Source organism: Bacillota bacterium, from assembly GCA_012518215.1.
Classification (GTDB): Bacteria; Bacillota; Dethiobacteria; order DTU022; family PWGO01; genus JAAYSV01.
Genome location: JAAYSV010000049.1, coordinates 175635 through 194374, shown reverse-complemented (window position 1 = coordinate 194374; position 18740 = coordinate 175635). Strand labels below are relative to the sequence as shown.

The window sequence follows — 18740 nt, the reverse complement described above, 5'->3', positions numbered from 1 at the left end:
GCATTTAATTCGTGGAGGCGAGTCTTTTTCCCCCGGGATCTTGAAATGATCAGAGGCGACCCCCGCCGAAATTGGACTTTTTTCAAGGGTATTTTTCTCGAGTTGATAACGGCAGTTAACAACCAATAAATATGGTTAATATTGCAGGTAAAAAAAAGGGATAAAGGTGGCTTATCTCTAATATTAAAGTAATAATTCGCTGCAAAATTTGACGCAATATTGTCCTGGTTAACCAGGCAGGTTAAAGGGAGGATGTCGTGGGTAACAACGGTCCCAAAACAGCATTCAATTTGCTGCAACTGATAGGCGATATTGTGCTGGTCAATGCAAGCATTGTCATCGCTTTTCTGATTCGTTTTCAGGGGGGGCTGCCACAGTTCAATTTTCATCCGTACCTGATCATGATTCCTTTTGTTTCGGTGCTGGCGGTTCTACTTTTCAATTTTTATGGCCTCTACCACACGTTGAAACAGAAATGGAGCGAGGTGCTGGCTTCTCTTGTTGTTTCCATCGGTATCCTGATGCTTTTTACCATTTCCATTTCCTACATGATCCAGGGATTCAGTTTCCCCCGCAGTGTTTTTTTTATTGCCGCCATCGTGCAGGTGATCACACTTGGCACCTGGCGCTGGATAATGCTGAAGATCGAGATTTCAAGATGTCCGCCAAGGAAGATTATCTGTGTTGCCCCCGGGGAAGAGGCGGACTTTTTGCTTGAAAAATTGACGGGAGACCATGAAATAGTTATAGGAATTGTTACCAGGAACAGGGAAGATAAACCCCGTGGCAATTTCCCCCACCTGGGTGCTTTTGATGAGGTCAAGGAGATATGCAACAGGTACCGGCCAGACACCGTGATTGTTTCCGGAGAGGTTCCCGACCCGGTGCGGGAGTCCGTTGTGCGGGGTGGCCTTTCACGTGGATGGGAATCTCTTATCATTCCCAGCATCTACGAGATCATGCTTTCACAGGCCGCGCTTGACCAGATCGACGATATTCCCGTTCTGAAAATCGACACGATCAACAACCCCGGTCGAAAGCAAATCAAGCGCCTTATGGATATTGCTGCCAGCTGTTTGGGATTGGTGTTGTTTTTCCCCTTTTTCCTTCTTATTTCCCTGGCCATCAAAATCGATTCGCCCGGCCCGGTCTTTTACACGCAGAAAAGGATCGGCAGAAAGGGCAGGCAATTCAAAATATACAAATTCAGGACCATGAAGCACAATGCAGAGGCGTCCACCGGGCCAATACAGTCCTACAAGGACGATCCGCGTGTAACCCGTATGGGGCGTCTTTTGAGGCCTACCCGTATGGATGAGTTGCCGCAATTGATCAATGTCCTGAAGGGCGATATGAGCATGGTCGGCCCGCGGCCGGAAAGGCCCTATTTTGTGGAGCGATATGAAAAAGAAATACAGGGGTACACATACCGCCATATCACCAACGCCGGGATCACCGGGCTGGCCCAGGTGATGAGCAACTACAGCACTTCCATAGAAGACAAGCTGCGCTACGATCTTCTCTATGCCAAGAATTATTCGCCTCTTTTTGATATCAAGATAATTCTCCAGACCATAAAAGTGATTTTGATGCGCGACCGTGCTTCATGATCAGAAATTCAAGGAGAAAAACAGGTGCAGAAGCGAATGATCGGAGAATATTGACAGGTTGATCGACAACCCTCATCCCTTATTTGTCGACACAAAATTGCATACAAATAAATATCACATGGATTTGAAAAATGTTTTCTACTTCATTCAAACGGGGGTGAAAGAATGTATCTGATCACAGGCGGGGCAGGTTTTATCGGCAGCGATATAGCCAAAAAATTGGTAGGAAAAGGCGAAAAGGTTAGAGTTCTGGATAACCTTTCCACGGGCAGAAGGTCCAATCTTGAAGGTTATTTCGGCGACCTGGATTTTGTCAGGGCTGACATCAATGCGCCGGAAATCCGGAAGCATTTCGAAGATGTGAAAATAGTTTTTCACCAGGCTGCCCTCTCTTCGGTTGTCCGCTCGATGGAGGCCCCGGAGGAAACAGAATACAACAATGTGATCGGAACCATCAACGTTCTGAATTGCGCCCTGGAAGCGGGGGTCGAAAAGGTTATCATGGCCAGTTCGGCATCCGTTTACGGGGATGCCGGGGATGGGCCGCTATCGGAGGCATTGCCCGCGCAACCGCTCAGCCCCTATGCTTTTTCCAAGCATGCCTGCGAGTATTACTGCAAGTATTTTTCCGATGTACGCGGCCTTGAAACGGTAATTTTGAGATATTTCAATGTTTTCGGCCCCAATCAGGATCCCGATTCCGAGTATTCCGGGGTCATCACCATTTTTTTGCAAAGGATGAAAGCAGGTCTGCGTCCCGTTGTGTACGGCGATGGGGAGCAGACCCGTGATTTTGTTTATGTCGAGGATGTGGCCCGTGCAAACTTGCTGGCAGCTTCCTCCGGGGTTGGTGGCGGAGAAAAAATCAACATTGCCGGCGGCAGGAGCGTGAGCCTGCTGGAGCTGGTTGAAAAAATGAACGTGGCCCTGGGTACGGAACTGGAACCGATTTTTGAAGATTCCAGGGAGGGCGACATCAGACATTCCCGGGCAGATATCAAGCGCGCCCGGGAATTGATCGATTACCACCCCGTTGTTGATTTTGCGGAAGGCCTGGAAAAGATGGTCGAGGCAACTGACAGAAGCTGAAAGGGCAGCAGGAAAGGGAAGGCGGAAAGTCGTTGGGTAGAAGAAGGGTGCGGATGAAATGAGAGAATGGGAAATGAAAGTGGCGATTGTCGGCACCGGTTATGTGGGGCTTACCACCGGGCTGGCCCTGGCATATCTGGGACACGAGGTAAGCTGTGTTGATAAAAACACGCAGATAATTGATCGGCTCCGGAACAATGAAGCCACCATCTTCGAAGCAGGGTTGGAAGAATTGTTGCGGGAGACTTCTTCGAGGATGAATTTTACAGAGGATTTGCAGCAGATTGATGCCCCCCCCGATGTGTTCATCATTGCTGTAGGCACTCCACCCCTGCCGGCTGGTGGCACGGATCTGCGGTATGTGGAGGAGGTGGCACATGATGTCGGGAAATTGCTGCCTTCTTCCGGATTGAAGGTGGTGGTGAACAAATCAACCGTGCCGGTCGGTACAACCCGCAAGGTGGAGGCGATTATCGGGGAGGAGCTCGATAAAAGGGGCGTTTCGGCAGATTTTATCGTTGTGTCCAACCCGGAATTTTTGCGGGAAGGGTCAGCCTTGCAAGATACATTCTATCCGGATCGCATTGTCGTCGGTTCCGATGACTTCAGGGCAGTGGATGTGCTGCAGAGTCTCTATACCCCGATTATCGAACAGTCATTTGATCCTCCCGGTGCTGTTCCCCGGCCCGAAGGCTATTCACTGCCCCCGTTTCTGGCAACCTCTGCAACGAGTGCCGAGCTGTCAAAGTACGCCGCCAATGCTTTTCTGGCCACAAAAATTTCATTTATCAACGAGTTTGCAGAGCTTGCCGAGCAAGTCGGGGCGGATATCAATGAGGTGGCCGGGGCAATCGGTCTGGACAGAAGAATTGCCCCCGGATTCTTGAAGGCGGGGGTGGGTTGGGGGGGGAGTTGCTTTCCCAAGGATGTTTGTTCCATCCTCAACACCGGAAAGAAACATAGTCTTCCCATGCCTCTGGTCTCTTCCGCCGTAAAGGTAAACCGCCGACAGCGTGAAAGAATCGTGGAAAAACTGGTACAGACATTGCCGACGATGCGTGGAAGCACCGTCGGGATACTGGGCCTGGCCTTCAAGCCCGGCACCGATGATGTGCGTGGGTCTCCATCCGCAGAAATAATCGAGATGCTACTTGGCCTGGGTGCCACCGTGAAAGCTCATGACCCTGTAGCCATGGGCAATTACCATCGTTGTTTTCCGGATCAAGAAATAATTTATGTACCCTCGGTGGAGGAGGCGGCGCATGGCAGCGATGCACTTCTTCTCTTGACCGATTGGGACGCTTATCTTCATGTTTCCTGGTCCCGGATAAGTGTCAGCATGCGTTCCCCGGTCTTTGTTGACGGGCGTAATTTTCTATCTGCCACGAAAATGAGTGAACACGGTTTTGTTTACCTGGGTATGGGGCGTTGATAACATCGGGTAACCGGTATTATTTAAGTTAAATTAAGAAATAGCCTTCAAAAATGCAATACTGTTAAACTTTGTTCACGACCGTTTTTTTTGCAGGAAAAAGCGGAAAAAAGAAAGAAAGTGAAAGATCATGAACGTTAACAGTGGAATGTATCGGCAAAAAAGAGACATTCAAAGTGAACTTGTCGATGCCAAAACGCCGAAAAAGATCAAACAACGACGACAATTGCGTGCAAAATACAGGAAAGCGCTCAATATTATTGTCATCGTGTTGGTCTGCGTTGCTGCCATAGCTTTTGGCGGAAAGGCTCTCTTCAGCTATTTTCAGGATACGGCCAAGGTTCTCAGGCCATCGGGCCAGAATGGGTCCATTGACTGGGAAAACGCCGTGGCCAAGAATTTCGACAAGGATATCATCAATTTTGCTCTGCTTGGTTTTGACCGGAACAAGGCGCGGGACAGGATCTACTCCATCTACCGTCCCGATTCGATCATGATCGTCTCCATAAATTTCAAGACCAAAGGCGTTTCCATGGCCAGCATACCCCGGGATACCTATGTGAAGGTCCATGGCCGCAACATCCATGACAAGATCAACCATTCTTACATGTACGGCTACCAGAAACCGGGTAAAGATGAGCCACATCTGGCCGGCATCAAAACCACGGTCAGAACGATCCAGGATTTTCTGGGTGGTGTTCCTCTTCATTATTACATCGCCATGGACATGGATGCCCTGGTGGAGATCGTTGATGCCATCGGGGGCGTTTACTATGATGTTGATGTTCCGGTCAGGGACCTGGCCGGGAAAGGCAAATTGGTTGTCAGCGAGGGGTACCAGTTGCTGGATGGCCGGAAATTTCTGGAGCTGGTCAGGTTCAGGGCTATCGGAGGCGACGTGGGCAGGGCCAACAGGCAGCAGGATGCTCTGATAGCTGCTTTCAAACAGCTCAAAGCGAAAGGAAAGCTAACCCAGATTCCCAAGATCTACAAATCCCTGAATGCAAATATTGACACCAACCTGACTGTTTCACAGATAGGGGCGCTGGCACTCTACGGCATGGAAATAGATATGGACAAAATCAAAAGCTATATTTTTGAAGGGATTGGCCAGTTTGCACCTCTCGGGGAACTCGATGTTTATTATATGGTGCCCGACGAGCAGCAGAGAGTGAAGTTGATAAAAGAGATCTTCAATGTTGACGTTCCGGCGCGTGCACAGATACGCCTGCCGGGACGCCGACCTGCGCCAAGTGAACCCGATCCGGTGGAGGTATTTGAACCCCAGCCCCAGGAACCGGAACAAACGGAAGAAAGCCTTGACACGGATTATCCGGGCAACGGACGTGAAGAACCACCGCCGGCCGATGACCCACCACTGGATGATCCTGCCGATGAACCATCCCCGGACCAACCGCCGATTGATGAGCCCCCGCCGGAAGACGGCGAGGGTGAACCAGGTGGGGAAGAGCCGCAAGATGACAATTGACCGTTTCCCCGGCCTTTTTACATTCCTGAACACTGAAGCAGATGATATTAAGTTCATAACGCAGAAAGAGCGGACGTGAAAAATAAAGGATTGATGAAAATAATGTCGAAATTGAGATAGAACCGGTAGTATTATGTAAACCAATTGTCCAATTTGATGCAGTTGAATAGAAAAAGGGCTTGCAGGTGAAAGGGGTACATATTCTTGAAATCATTCCATGTTTTCCGCAATGCATTCGCCATATTGTCAATATTCTGTCTTGCGTTCCTGCCGCTGGCAACCTTGTCGGCCGATGCACCCGGCGAATATGCCTGTGGTGATGTCAACAGGGACGGCAGCATCGATGTTAGCGATGCTATCCTGCTGCTACAAAGTATCGTGGGTATAACCGATCTGGACGAAGAGCAAAGAGCGCTGGCCGATGTTTACCGGGATGGAGCGGTTGATGTTAACGATGTCATCACCATACTGCGGCACGTTGTACAGATTGTCGAAGAGCTACCAGTTGATCCACCTCCTCCTCCACCGCCGGGTCCTGATCCTGAGCCTGCTCATGTGCCCGATCATCGGGTAAAAAGTAACGGATATCTTTACGGCCTTGACTACGCGAAGGCTGAGGTACCGATCATTGCTGCACCTGATAGCTTGCCGGTGGGGGATTACATCGTTAAAGACGATTATACTTTTTATCTGATAGACGGTTCCCGATTGATCAACAAGGGCCGTTTCTACTATATGGAACGGCTGCCCTATGCCATAATGCGTCTTGACGTGCCCGCTGACCCGCAGGTAACCGCTACCTTTTTGCAGAACAGGGCTGCCTCAAGGAGGGCTGATTCACCCTTCAGATATCTGGGTTCGGACTTCATCAGGGCGCAGGAAACATGGGGGGTAAACGCCCTTTATCTGATGGCTCATGCGGCGCTGGAAAGTGCCTGGGGTACATCCAGGATTGCCAGGGACAAGAACAATATCTACGGCTACAAGGCCTATGATTCCGACCCGTACAATTATGCAGGGACTTTCCGCAGTGTTCCGGACTGTATCATCTACGTCAGCGGATATATTCGCAGTGCCTACCTCAGTGAAGGCGGACAGTATTTTCATGGGCCCAACCTCGACGGCATGAACACCAGATATGCCACGGATCCGATGTGGAGGGTCAAGATCGCCAATATCATGGAGTCGTTGCTGCCCCATAGCCAGTACCATATGCTACAGAAAACATACAATGGTGGGCGTGTTTGCAACGTCGATGCTCGATCTCACCTGAATGTACGCAGCGGCGCGGGGACCGGCCATGATGTGGTGACTACCCTGGAAAATGGTACGGAAGTTACGATCCTGGGAATGGTGCGCCTGTCCAATGGCCAGAACTGGTACAAGCTCAAAGTACCGGGCCATGAAGGGTGGGCTCACGGATATTATGTAGAGCTGACTACCCAACCCCGGGGAGCTGTCTTTCTTGATGAGTGGTACCGTACCGACAGACCCCCATCAACGCTCAATGTCTGTTCTGCACCCTCGACCGCCAGCCAGGTCAAGGACAGCCTGGACTTTGGCACCAGGATTATCATCGAGAAGATCCAGACGGGGAATAATGATCTCTGGTACAAGATAAACTACGAGGGAGGCAGCGGAGACTGCTGGATCCTGGGCAAGTATGCCATCATTGATTGGTAGTGTTGGCGGGAGACGGTTGAACCGGATGGCCTGTGGAACGAAGCGGACCATTTTTATCGGCAAATTTTTCAATGATGGAACCCGGGTAGCAAAAATTTCAGTTTCTGTTACGGGCAATTTTCGGGCCGTGTGTTTGCAAGGGGTGCAGATGAGGCGAGAGGTTGCAAATTTCTATCAATTGCACATTTCAACCTCGGCCGGAAATTGCGAAATTAGCTGCACGATGTAGCGCAGGACGCTGATAGCATCGCTGACGGAAATTTCCGGTTCTCCGTTTACTTTCCCTGCCAGTTCGTAGGGGCCGGTGAGGGTGTTCAGCCCCACTATATGTCGCAGAAGGATTATGGCATCGCCGACCTCTACCTTGCCATCACCGTTGACATCCCCGAATTTGATTGCATCCACGATACAGGTGGCTCTATGCTCATCCCCCTGATCGGAAATTATGGCCGTGATGTATGTCGAACCGGTACCCAGGGGGGTGATGATCCCGTTTCTGGCGCGATCGCTGGTCACCGTCGCCGTTTCCGGATTGCTTGACTCCCACCGGCATTCCCAATCGGAGGCATGGTCAGGTTTTACGATGGGGACCAGGGTGGCGGTGGCGCCTCCGCAAAATAGTTTCAGATGTGAGGCGTTCAGGGAGACACTTTCCACCCGGATTGGCCACCGCGGAGTCTCGAAAGAAATCTCGAAAGCGGGGTTTTTCTTCCCGGTGCTATCTTCAACAGCCCCGACGGGGAAAGATAGTTCATAAATTGTATTGCCATACTTCAATTTTTCAACAGGGGTGAGGAAGATCTTCCGGCCTTCTATTTCTTTGGTCAACGCGATCGCCTGATCGGGTTGGTTGATTTCCTTCAACATGATCCCGTCATAATTCCCGCCTTGCTTGATATCCTTGTTGAAGACGACGGTCACTATCTTGTTGATCGGGACATCTCTTTCATTGTCAGCAGGGTCATGGAAAGTGACCTTCAAAGGATCGCCATTATTGGCCACGGGACTCACATCCACGGTGCAAATTGCTTCATGACCGCCATCCTCGGATTTAACCGTTATCTTCGTCGTGCCGCTGCCAATGGCCTCGACCTTTCCGAATTGGTCAACTCTGGCCACGGCAGAATTTTTGGTGGACCAGGTAACCTCTTTGTTGCTGGCGTTTTGGGGATGAATGGTTGCAAGCAGTACCGCTGTATCGCCCTGCATCAATTCCAGGGTTTCGCGGTCAAGGGTGACAGAGTCAACAGCTATTTTCCTCTGGGGAATGTAATCGACCTCTATGCCGCGTTCAACGAGCAGGTTGATGTAGTTCATCGTCTGTCCGCTGGAATCTAGTGACAGGCAGTTGTTTTTCAGGGAAATTTTCGGCTTGTCGCCCCCTGTTTTGAACCCTCCCGCGTCGCTGTTTATAACCAGCGGAAAAATGTCGGAGATGTTGTTGTTGTCAAGGTTGAGATAGAGAAGGTTGGTCAGACTGGCGAGCGGGCTGATATTGCCGATATTCTGATCGGTCAGCTTGATGTAAACAAGATTTACGGCATATTCAATACCGGTGAGGTCGCTGATTTTTTTGTTTTTGTCGGTGTAATTGATCTGTGTCAGTCCGGCCATGTCGGTGTCGCTGATACCGCCTTTATCGATTCCTGTGATAATTTTCAGCAGATTTTCAAGGTTTGCATCGGGCACAGCGATGATCTTCAATTTGGCCGAATGGTCCGAAGGTTCGCCCGTTATCCACGGATTGCCATCTCCCCCGGCCTGTATGGTGGCGGTATAATGCCCGTGGCCGGAATCATCTATTTTTCCTGCCATATCATATTCAGCCGGAGATTCGTTGTTCAAGATTTTTGAAAAAACCTCGATATTGTCTTTGTACAATTTCAACCTGTAGTGATCGGCAAAGTTGATTTTGTTCCACTTTATTTTGCGTCCATCCCACTCGGGGGGGGACATCTTCCCAAGGATCGGCTGTTTTTGCGGATCATACATGACGTCAACCCCGTTGGCTTCCAGCGCGTCAATATCTTCCCTGGCTCTGCTTCCTTCACTCAGATCCAGGTAATTGTTACGGAGGTCAACTTCATCACCATGGCCAAGCCCCCCGCTGTTGCTGTTGCTTACCAGCGGTGCAATATCGGTAATTTCATTACCGGAAAGATCTATCTGCTCCAGATTGATGGCATATTGCAAGCCGTCCAGGTTTTTGATGCCTTTTCCGGTAGCAATCAGCATTGACAGCTCTTCCAGGTCCTCAATGGTTATATCCTTTGATTCCGGAATACCCAATTCCTCACGGATGGCAGCTTCAAGGTTGGGGTCTTTTATCCAGCCCAATGCTTTGATGGCTGCATAGGCATCGACCAGGCCATACCCGTAGCCATGGTTGGGTGAATCGGTGTCGGCACCGCCGGTCAGAGGAATGGCCGTTTCTCTGATCATATCCTCCAGTTCATCTACAGCAAGCGTGGGTCTGTAAGACAGTATCAATGCTGCGGTACCTGCTATATGTGGAGTCGCCATGGATGTTCCATCTTTTGATCCATAGTTGCCATTCTTGAATGTGGAATAGATCCCCACCCCGGGGGCGGAAATGTCGGGTTTGATTACCCCCGGATAATGGATTGCCGGGCCCCGGTTGGAAAAACTTGCTCTCACATTCTGGTTGTTGACAGCGGCGACGGAGAGGCTTTCAGGGTACATCGCCGGTGAATGAATGGAGGAGGCCCTTGCGGGTGGGTTTTTGGCATTTCCTGCGGCAAATACGGGCAGGATGCCCGCCGAACGTAAATTCAGCACCATGGGCCTGAACCATTCATCAAGTGTTTGCTCGCCATCGGGAACCATGCCCCACGAACAGTTGAGAATATCCGGAGCCATGCTCGGATCGGGTAGACCTCCCTCGCTTCTAGGAGCCAGCATGTACTGAGCGGCATCGATACAATATAATGGGCTGGAACTTCCGTCGGTTTTGAAGGCATTGGCGGCTATCCAGCGGGCTCCCGGGGCTGCCCCGTATATATTTGTTGCCGTCGAGGCAACGATTATCCCGGTAACATGCGTGCCATGTGAAGAATTCAAGCAATCGTTTGGGGCGGAGGTACCGTATACCGCATCATACCAGTTGTATTCGTTATCGGGCTTGGAGGGATTGTCTGGATTGTAACCGCGATATTTTGTTTTGAGAGCCGGGTGCTGCCAGTAAGCGCCGGAATCGATGACGCCCACGACAACGCCTTCACCGGTCACCTCGAATTGTTCCCAGACCTCGTCAGCCCTGATTCTTCTGATGTTCCATTCGACGGTTTGGGCTGATGGCGCAATCTCTTCCGCGGGGATGGCCTTCCCGGCAATTTCCGATTCCTGCAATTCAAAGGATGTGTTCGGCAGTATGGATTTGACGGCAGGATTTTTGGAGAGGGCCACTATCACCGCAGGGTGCGCCTCGATGTAGATCATGTTGACGATGTAAAAACTTTTCAGGTTTATGACACGGCCCAGTAATTTTTCCAGATTCAGGTGGCCGAGCAGTGGCCCTTGAGTGCTTTCGGCAACATCCTGCAATGATCTCACCACGGCCTTGCGGCAGAAAGATTTGATCTGCTGCCGGTCGGCAGGAATGCGCAAAGTTCTTTCCATGAGGTTCCTGGCCATTTTGGCAGTGCCATGCGTATCGGCCTGTTCTTTCAGGAGAATCAATGCCTCCACGGGCTTGCCCGGTTCATTGACAACTGATGCGGCTATCTCGGGACTTATGTACGCCGTATCATTCAATATGATCCTGGCATGCTCGGTTCCTTCTGCTATTACACCAGGGGAAGGCAAGAGTAGAAACATACAAAGCAGCAAAACTGCTTTGAATCTTTGGTGCGCTCTCTTCATCTGTTCGCTTCCCCCTTTCACATGGCAGTTTTAAAAATTTTCAACAGTAGAATAATTGTAGTTTTGAGTACAAATGTTCTTACTTGAATTATAGCACCTGTGCACGAATAACACGAGACCTTTTATTGGCAACCTATCGCCTATAATCAACTATGGGATTCTTCGGCCGCCTGCGGCTCCCTCAGAATGACAGGTAGGGCGGTTTTTCTCCATTAGGCTGGAAGCATGCTTTAATGTTGTCATTCAGAGCAAGCGGTTTTTCCTTGGTATACAATCGTTATGCTTTTGGGGTAAAGAAATGCAGGAACACCGGCCTTTGCCGGTAAGCATAGCGCAGCGTGGAATCTCGGGCAAGGGGGAGGCGTTGTGCTTGATGAATGCGGTGTTGATGTCGCAATACTTTACTCCAGCCGTCAGGGCTTTTACGCTGTCATTCAGAGCAAGCGGTCTTTTGCACTACGCAGGCGTTACGCTGTTATATAATGCTTGAAAGAACGCCTGCCCCTGGCTGGCAAGAATAGCGCAGCGTGGAATCTGACAGGGAGTAGAAAAACAGCCGCTCACTCGAAATGACAGTACTATACTCTTTTATTTCGCTATTGCCTACGCCGCATATGAGATATTGGAAAAGACAAAAATCAGGAATCAGAATACGAGATCTTTTATTGGCAACCTATCGGCGATGCCCCGGGCAGTCTCCGATTTGGCAAGTATGTTATAATTGATAGATAAATAACAGGGGATACAGGCCCTGAATCATGAGGAGGATTTTCCATGGATGTCCTAAAAGCGTTGCAAAGTAGACGCAGCATACGCCGTTTCCGTAAAGACGAGGTAAAGGAGGAGATACTGGGCCTTGTTCTTGATGCCGCCCGGGTGGCTCCCTCCTGGAAGAATATGCAGTGTTGGCGTTTCATCGTCGTGCGTGATGAGGTTAAAAAAAAGGCACTGTCAGAATCCCTTCACGATAGTAACCCGGCAGTGAGGGCCATCGCTGAAGCCCCGGTAGTCATTGTCCTGTGTGCCGATCCCGCGGCTTCGGGACAGATAGACGGGAAGGAATACTACCTGCTTGACGCGGGGATTGCCATGCAGCAGTTGATGCTGGCCGCTCATGCGCAAGGGTTGGGTACCTGCTGGGTGGCCTGGTTCGATGAAGAAAAGGCGCGTGCTGTTTGCAGTGTTCCCCTACCCTACAAGGTGGTGGCCATGACCCCACTAGGTGTTGGCGATCGTGAACCCCCGGCGCGGCCCCGCAAGAAACTGGAAGAGATCGTCTTCAAAGAAAAGTGGGGGGCACCGCTTTATTGAAATTCAACGGAGAAAGGTTCAACTCGATCATGAAAGAACAATCGATGAAAGATGAATTGCCGGTCAAGCTAAGTGCCAGGCAGAATGTAATCCAGATCATCAAATTCACACTTTTTTCTGCTTCTGCGGGAATCATTGAATTCACAACATTTACGATACTCTTCAGCGTTGTCCGCCTGGTTTACTGGCCCAGTTATCTTGTTGCTCTTGTTCTTTCGGTACTCTACAATTTTACCCTGAACCGTCATTTCACCTTCAAATCTGCGGCAAATGTGCCGATAGCCATGCTCAAGGTGGCCGGGTTTTATTTGGTTTTCACCCCGCTGTCAACATGGTGGGGTGATGCCCTGACCAAACTGGGCTGGAATGAATATGTTGTCCTGCTGGGCACCATGTTGGTCAACCTGACCACGGAATACCTTTTTTGCCGTTTCGTGGTTTACAGGAAGACGATGAACACCAATATCCTAGGCCAGAAGGAGATGGAAAAACTGAAGAAGCGGCATTGCGGTTAGTTTACGCCGTGAATTTAGGTTCTTCTGCTCGGGTGGGGGGGAATATTCCCAAGATACAGGGTAACAATGGTTGATATTTTAAATAATACAATATTTTTGCGGCCAAAAAAAATAAACAACAAAAAAGAAGAAAGGCCTCCTACATTGTTCTTTCATCTACATAGGAACTTGTTCGTTGATTCAATCGGAATTTTCATTCAAGAGATGGATAATTTGAACAAGTTTTTTTAATCCTTCGCGCCTGAAAATTCGTGTTTGAATAAGAAAGAAATGCTGAACCGAACATATATGGTCATGTATAAAGATTGTATATTTTTAACATATGTTACGGCATTATTGCAATGGAAGTCAAGTGCAGTATTGCCTAGCTGGCGCCAGGTGGTATAAGATATTCTGTACTAAGGAAGATAATACAATAGTATTGTTGAGATGAAGGAGGCAATACTGGTCCCATGAAAGTCTTGCTATGTGGAGTAATAGCCGGGGATAATTTTGGTGGCCCCTCATTGTTACATGGGGTGGAACAACTGATCCACAAGATCGATGACAAAGCGGAAATTATCTACTATCAGTTTACAAAGCTCAGGGAAACAGCCACGCGGGATATGAACTTTACCATCCATCAGATCCCCTATCTCTCCAACACGCCGCGCATCCTGATCGATGCATTCAAATATAAAATGGGTTTCAAGCCGCACGATGAAGCAAGACTACGCTTTCTGGAAGATATCCGCACAGCTGATGTGGTTGCTGATTTATTGGGTATCTGTTTTTGTGACAATCTGGACACCGGAAAAACCGGGCTGCTGAAAGCGATAAAAGGTGTCATAGGCAGATTTTCAGTAAGTTTCATTGCCAGAATGTATGGAACCAGGACCGTGAAATGCCCGGCCAGTTACGGCCCGATTGAATCCCGCTCCAACCGTTTGCAGGCTCGATTTGCCGCCAGATGGATTTTTGATGTCATCATTGCCCGGGAAGTGGAGAGCCGCGGGCAGATGGTAGATCGTGCCGGGATCAAGAAAGATATCCCGGTTTCCCCCGATCTTGCCAATCTGATGTCCTGCCCCGTCCCCGTTGCCGAAGATGATAAATATATCGGCATATCGGTCAGTTTTCAGATCGAGAGGCAGTGGAGAGCGAAAGAACCTTACATTGATTGTATGGTCAGATTGATCAATTACATGGTTGATGTCCTGCAGAAAAAAGTCTATCTGATTCCAAATGAATACCCGGAAAGCCAGCAATGCAATGACATCGACATGGCTGCCGAAATCTGTCGCCTGGTGGACAGTCCCGCGAATGTCGTTGTTCCGGATGTAAAGGAGATGTGCAGTACGGAAATCAAATCGCTGATTGCCGGTAGCGAAGTGCTGGTTGCCAGCCGCTATCATTCCTGTGTGGCGGGATTGTCATGCGGTGTGCCAACATTGGTTTTGGGGTGGCATTACAAGTATGAAGAATTGCTGCGTCTGTATGGGCAGGATCGGTGGTTGATCTCCAATCATGATTGCAGTTCTCAAAAACTTCTGAACTTGTTCAAAGAATTCTGGGAAGCAGCTCCCGCAGAACGTGAAACAATCAGATCCAGGCAGCGGGGAATCCACGATCAATTGATGAAAATTGGCGGAATCATGTTTCAGAAATAAATCCTTATTTCAGGGGAATAGAAATGAAGCAAAATATCAGTTTTATTGTTGAACAGGCGCTCTGTACAGCCTGCGGTGCCTGCGCAGCCATCTGCCCCACCGATGCGATCTCGATGAAAGAGAATGCTTCCGGATACCTGTGTGCTGTTGTTGATGACCACCGTTGCCGGAACTGCGGTGTCTGCGTTGATATATGCCCCAGCAATGGCAGGGAGGAGCTTCCTGTTGCCGAAGGGATCGATCCATTTCATGGTGAATGCTTGGGTGGGTACATGGGGTATGCGGTGGACAAGAATATCAGGCAGTCATCTCAGAGCGGGGGGGTGGTCACGGCCCTGTTATGCTATCTATTGGATAAAGGTACCATCGATGGCGCGGTGGTCAACCGCTTCAACAGCGAGGCCCGGAGGCCGGAGGCATTCTTTGCCACATCCAGAGCGGAGATCATCGCCGGATCCGGTTCCTACTATGCGCAATCCCCGGTAATTGAAACGGTTCTGGGGCAAGCTCATGGCAAAGATATGGCGGCGGTTGTTCTGGGATGCCAGGCGGAGAGCATCTTGAAAATCAGGAAGAACCACTCGCATCTGAAACTGCCCCTGTACACAATCGGGCTGGTCTGTGCCGGACAGAATAGCGGGTACATGATCGATGACCTGATCGAACAGTCAAGATGTGGTGAAGACGAACCGATCATCGGTTTCCGTTTTAGAGATAAAACAGTGGGGAATTGGCCCGGCAATGTCGGTGTATATACAGACCGCGGGGTGTACAAACTGAACAAGCAGAGACGCCATGACTTGAAAATGATTTATGAATCCTACCGTTGTATCCTCTGCTATGACCAGATGAATATATGCAGCGATCTGGTGGTGGGCGACCCCTGGGGGATAACCGGGGATGACCTCTGGCGAGGCTACTCGGTGGTGATCACACGCACGGAGAGAGGCGACCAACTGATAAGTGATGCGTCCGGGGATGGTGTTATCGAAATGGAACGGTTGCCCGTGAGAAGGATCATGGAGGGGCAGACTGTTGACTGCAGGCATAAGACAAAGTTTTATACTGGCTTGAATTTTTGCAAGAATAGCGGGTGGATGTGGCCCTATGATGAACAGAATTTCAACGATCATGATTATCAATTTCCGGATCTCAGGACGCAAAACAATATTGAAACAAGATTGAGGAAAGCCAGATCATTTTATCTTCTGGAAGATCGGCATGAAGTTTCAGCCATGATCAAAGACCGGAAACGGAAGATGAAATGGAATCGTATGCTTGTCTGGCCGTTCACGTTTACAAGAAGAGGGTTTTCTTTTGTTTTCAGGAGAATAAAAAAGATGCTGAACTGAACAAATGCCTGGACCTGGTGGCGGCCGCAGTGCGGTGGTTTCACCTGTTTCGGCAGCCTCGGGTTGTCTTGCCGTTGGGGATAAAAATGCTCTCACCCGAAATAGTGTGGATGAGAGCATTTCGTGATGGGAAATAGTGTTGCTGTTCCTGCCCGGAAACTTCTTCAAGACCGGATCCGGGAAAATATTCTCACCGGGGATTGTACATCCCTCTACTGTGCATGTAGTTGTAGATCTGTTCTCCATGCTCCTGTTCTTCTTTCTGGATATGGTTCAATACCTGGCGAACATTGGTGTCGGTACATTCAAAGATCGTGGTGTCGTAGGTTCCGGAAACATATTTTTCCGTGGACAGCATATCTGTGCACAGGGCACTGTCTTTCTGACTGGACATCGCTCCCTGCATTGCCTCCTGCTGGGCGGGTGGCATCTGTTGTCCGGGCGATTGGCTCTGCTGGAGATCGGGGATCTGACCGGCCAGTATCTGGTTGATGGAATTGAGATGTTCCTGTTCCTTCTGCTCCAGAGAGGCAAAGAGCTGTCTCAACTCCGGATCACTGGCCTGCATTGAGTAATTCTGGTATTTCTGGATACACAGTTCTTCATGTGCTTTCTGATCTTCCAGTAACATTTTTTCTTTGGCAGTTAATTGTAGTGCCAAGATGATCACCTCCAATATAATCTTGCCATTATCTATCTTTAAATATTCAAGTTTGCATGATATCAAATTGTTTTTAACTTTGTGTTGCTATTTACGAATTGATGGATGGCAAATCAATAAACGGGGTTTGCCATGCAGAATAAAAGGATCGTAGTAATATTCGTGGCTACGGGAGTTTTTCGTGTGGGAGAGAGAAGAAGGCTTGTTGATTTCAAGCATCAAGTGCATGGGTTTCTACAAATGCAATAAACGGGAAGACCCGGGTGAATTCCTCCCAACTTTTTGATCATACCTGATTGATCATGATGCCCGTACGGTTTCTCCCGGCAGATCGAATTCTTCCAGCAGCTGATTCAACTTTTCATGGATGCGCATGCCTTCAAAAAAAATATTGTAAAATTCAAAAACTGCTTCATCATCGGTTTCTTTTATCAACCAGACGATATTTTTTCTCAAGTTTTCAGAAGAGGCAGTGAAATCATTATTTTCCGGATAACAGAATTCCCCGCCTGATATGATCCGGTCATATATTTTGCGATGCAGTGTTAACAGGTCATCCAGGTATTCGTACAATTCCTTCCTGATCCCCAGGTAAGCCTCACTGTCCGGCATGAAGACGATACTTCTGTGTATGGCCATCAGCCGATCCAGGTTTGATTGGATGGCGTTTATGGATCGTTTGAACCCTTGCAGGGCGGGCTTGTCCCTGGAGGAAATATCCTCGTTGAGAAGGTTGTACAATTCCCGGGTTTCATCCAGTTCATCCCTGATGATCTGCCTCTTTCTTTTGATCATTTCTTTTTCTGTTTTTTCCTCGTGCAACAGGTCCTCGATAGCGGTGCGGTACAACTTTCCGAATTTCTCACTCAAAATACCGATTTTGTCTTTCAAGCTATCGGTGTAATCCGGGGGCATGATAAAGATATTCAGAGCAGTGGAGATGATGATACCAATAAACATGCCCAGAACCCGATAGAGTGCACCTTCGACCAGAAAATCATCATAAGCGCCGATGGCACATAATGTAACCAGGGCGAAACGGATACTACCATGCAGCCCCAGTTTCAAGCAGACCAGAACGATGATGATACTGCCCAGGCCGATCCACAGGGGATTCATACCCAGGGACAGGCCGATCAGAAAAGCCATCAGGGTACCGATGATGGTGGCGATGATCCTGTTTTTGAAAGTATCAAGGGTGCCTCTGATGGAGGGCTGCATGCCGATCACGGCAGTAATGGCCGCTATCCCCGATATATCATATTGCGGGGTACCGAGTTTGGACTCCAGAAGGTTTGTCAGAAAAAAGGTAAGGGCAACTGCCAGGCCCGTTTTGATTGTTCTGGCGCCAATTTTCATAACTTACCAGCCACTTTTCGTTTTCCAGGTTTATTCCGGGGAACCATTTGCTGAATATCTCCCTGATTGATGGCGGATTTGAATTTATGGGATTCAAATCTATTTCAAAGCGAATTATACTCAATATCCCGAACCCTGTCTACTGATTGTTCTGCTTTTTGGCAGGGGCCGCGGCGTTTCCGGTTTGAACATGGGTAGCCTGACTTCCAACCTTCCTTGACCGACCAGGTTGACCATGACGATCAATAATTTTATACTAGGGACATAAGCGGAACAGGGAGGGAAAAGAGGATGGGCAGGAAAATAGGCGTGTTTTCGTTCGTTGCCGCATTGATCCTGATTTTCCTGGTATGCGGGGGCTGCATACCCGGGGATGGGAGCAGCAGTGTTATGAAACCGGCGGGATTTTTTTGGGGGGTCTGGCATGGTTGGATCGCCCCTGTTTCCTTGATTATCTCTTTGTTCAATCGGGATATCAGGGTCTATGAAGCGATCAATACCGGTTGGTGGTATGATTTTGGATTTTATATCGCCATTATCAGCGGGTTCGGCGGGCTTTCCCTGTTCAGAAAGAAAAAGAAATAAAAAACCGCCCTCAATTATACTGTCATTCCTCAGGGGACCGCAGGCGACCGAAGAACCCCCACGTATAGACCACTTACCTGACTACCGAGGAAGGGGGGTGTACAACCTGTCAGATTCCTCGCG

General features: G+C 49.2%; 13 protein-coding genes. 10 read left to right on the top strand and 3 right to left on the bottom strand.

Annotation, left to right across the window (positions count from 1 at the left end; genetic code table 11):
• Window positions 1–257: 257 nt before the first annotated feature.
• From GX364_08525 to GX364_08505, 5 genes are all read left to right on the top strand, one after another.
• Entirely contained in the window at window positions 258–1610 is a 1353-nt protein-coding gene (locus GX364_08525) for a sugar transferase (GenBank protein NLI70891.1), read from the top strand.
• Window positions 1611–1775: 165 nt separating this feature from the next.
• Window positions 1776–2699 carry an NAD-dependent epimerase/dehydratase family protein gene (locus GX364_08520; GenBank protein ID NLI70890.1) on the top strand — a complete coding sequence of 308 codons (924 nt, stop codon included), beginning with the start codon at window positions 1776–1778 and terminating at the stop codon, window positions 2697–2699.
• Between the two features lie 73 nt (window positions 2700–2772).
• Window positions 2773–4131: a UDP-glucose/GDP-mannose dehydrogenase family protein gene (locus GX364_08515; protein NLI70889.1), complete on the top strand. Its 1359-nt coding sequence runs from the start codon at window positions 2773–2775 to the stop codon at window positions 4129–4131.
• A gap of 130 nt (window positions 4132–4261) precedes the next feature.
• On the top strand, window positions 4262–5620 hold the full coding sequence (locus tag GX364_08510) for an LCP family protein (protein NLI70888.1): 1359 nt from the start codon (window positions 4262–4264) through the stop codon (window positions 5618–5620).
• Window positions 5621–5824: 204 nt separating this feature from the next.
• Window positions 5825–7303 (top strand): SH3 domain-containing protein, encoded by a 1479-nt coding sequence (locus tag GX364_08505; GenBank protein NLI70887.1) that lies wholly within the window; start codon window positions 5825–5827, stop codon window positions 7301–7303.
• Between the two features lie 174 nt (window positions 7304–7477).
• Here the strand turns inward: GX364_08505 and GX364_08500 are convergent, their stop codons facing one another.
• A complete protein-coding gene (locus GX364_08500) occupies window positions 7478–11185 on the bottom strand; it encodes a S8 family serine peptidase (GenBank protein NLI70886.1) in 3708 nt (1235 codons plus the stop codon).
• A 774-nt stretch (window positions 11186–11959) separates the two neighbouring features.
• On the opposite strand from GX364_08500, the gene GX364_08495 reads away from it, so the two are divergent.
• The 4 genes from GX364_08495 to GX364_08480 all read left to right on the top strand — a co-directional run bounded on the left by GX364_08495 (window position 11960) and on the right by GX364_08480 (window position 16012).
• Entirely contained in the window at window positions 11960–12496 is a 537-nt protein-coding gene (locus GX364_08495) for a nitroreductase (GenBank protein ID NLI70885.1), read from the top strand.
• 44 nt (window positions 12497–12540) lie between these two features.
• A complete protein-coding gene (locus tag GX364_08490; GenBank protein ID NLI70884.1) occupies window positions 12541–13011 on the top strand; it encodes a GtrA family protein in 471 nt (156 codons plus the stop codon).
• Between the two features lie 452 nt (window positions 13012–13463).
• Entirely contained in the window at window positions 13464–14660 is a 1197-nt protein-coding gene (locus GX364_08485; GenBank protein ID NLI70883.1) for a hypothetical protein, read from the top strand.
• A 23-nt stretch (window positions 14661–14683) separates the two neighbouring features.
• On the top strand, window positions 14684–16012 hold the full coding sequence (locus GX364_08480; protein ID NLI70882.1) for a 4Fe-4S binding protein: 1329 nt from the start codon (window positions 14684–14686) through the stop codon (window positions 16010–16012).
• Window positions 16013–16202: 190 nt separating this feature from the next.
• Here the strand turns inward: GX364_08480 and GX364_08475 are convergent, their stop codons facing one another.
• Together GX364_08475 and GX364_08470 are read right to left on the bottom strand one after the other, a co-directional pair.
• Window positions 16203–16673 (bottom strand): spore coat protein, encoded by a 471-nt coding sequence (locus tag GX364_08475; GenBank protein ID NLI70881.1) that lies wholly within the window; start codon window positions 16671–16673, stop codon window positions 16203–16205.
• Window positions 16674–16973: 300 nt separating this feature from the next.
• A complete protein-coding gene (locus tag GX364_08470; protein NLI70880.1) occupies window positions 16974–18032 on the bottom strand; it encodes a hypothetical protein in 1059 nt (352 codons plus the stop codon).
• Between the two features lie 291 nt (window positions 18033–18323).
• Here GX364_08470 and GX364_08465 point away from each other — a divergent pair, with 291 nt between their 5' ends.
• Complete coding sequence (locus GX364_08465; GenBank protein ID NLI70879.1) at window positions 18324–18617, top strand: hypothetical protein; 294 nt, start codon at window positions 18324–18326, stop codon at window positions 18615–18617.
• Window positions 18618–18740: the final 123 nt, after the last annotated feature.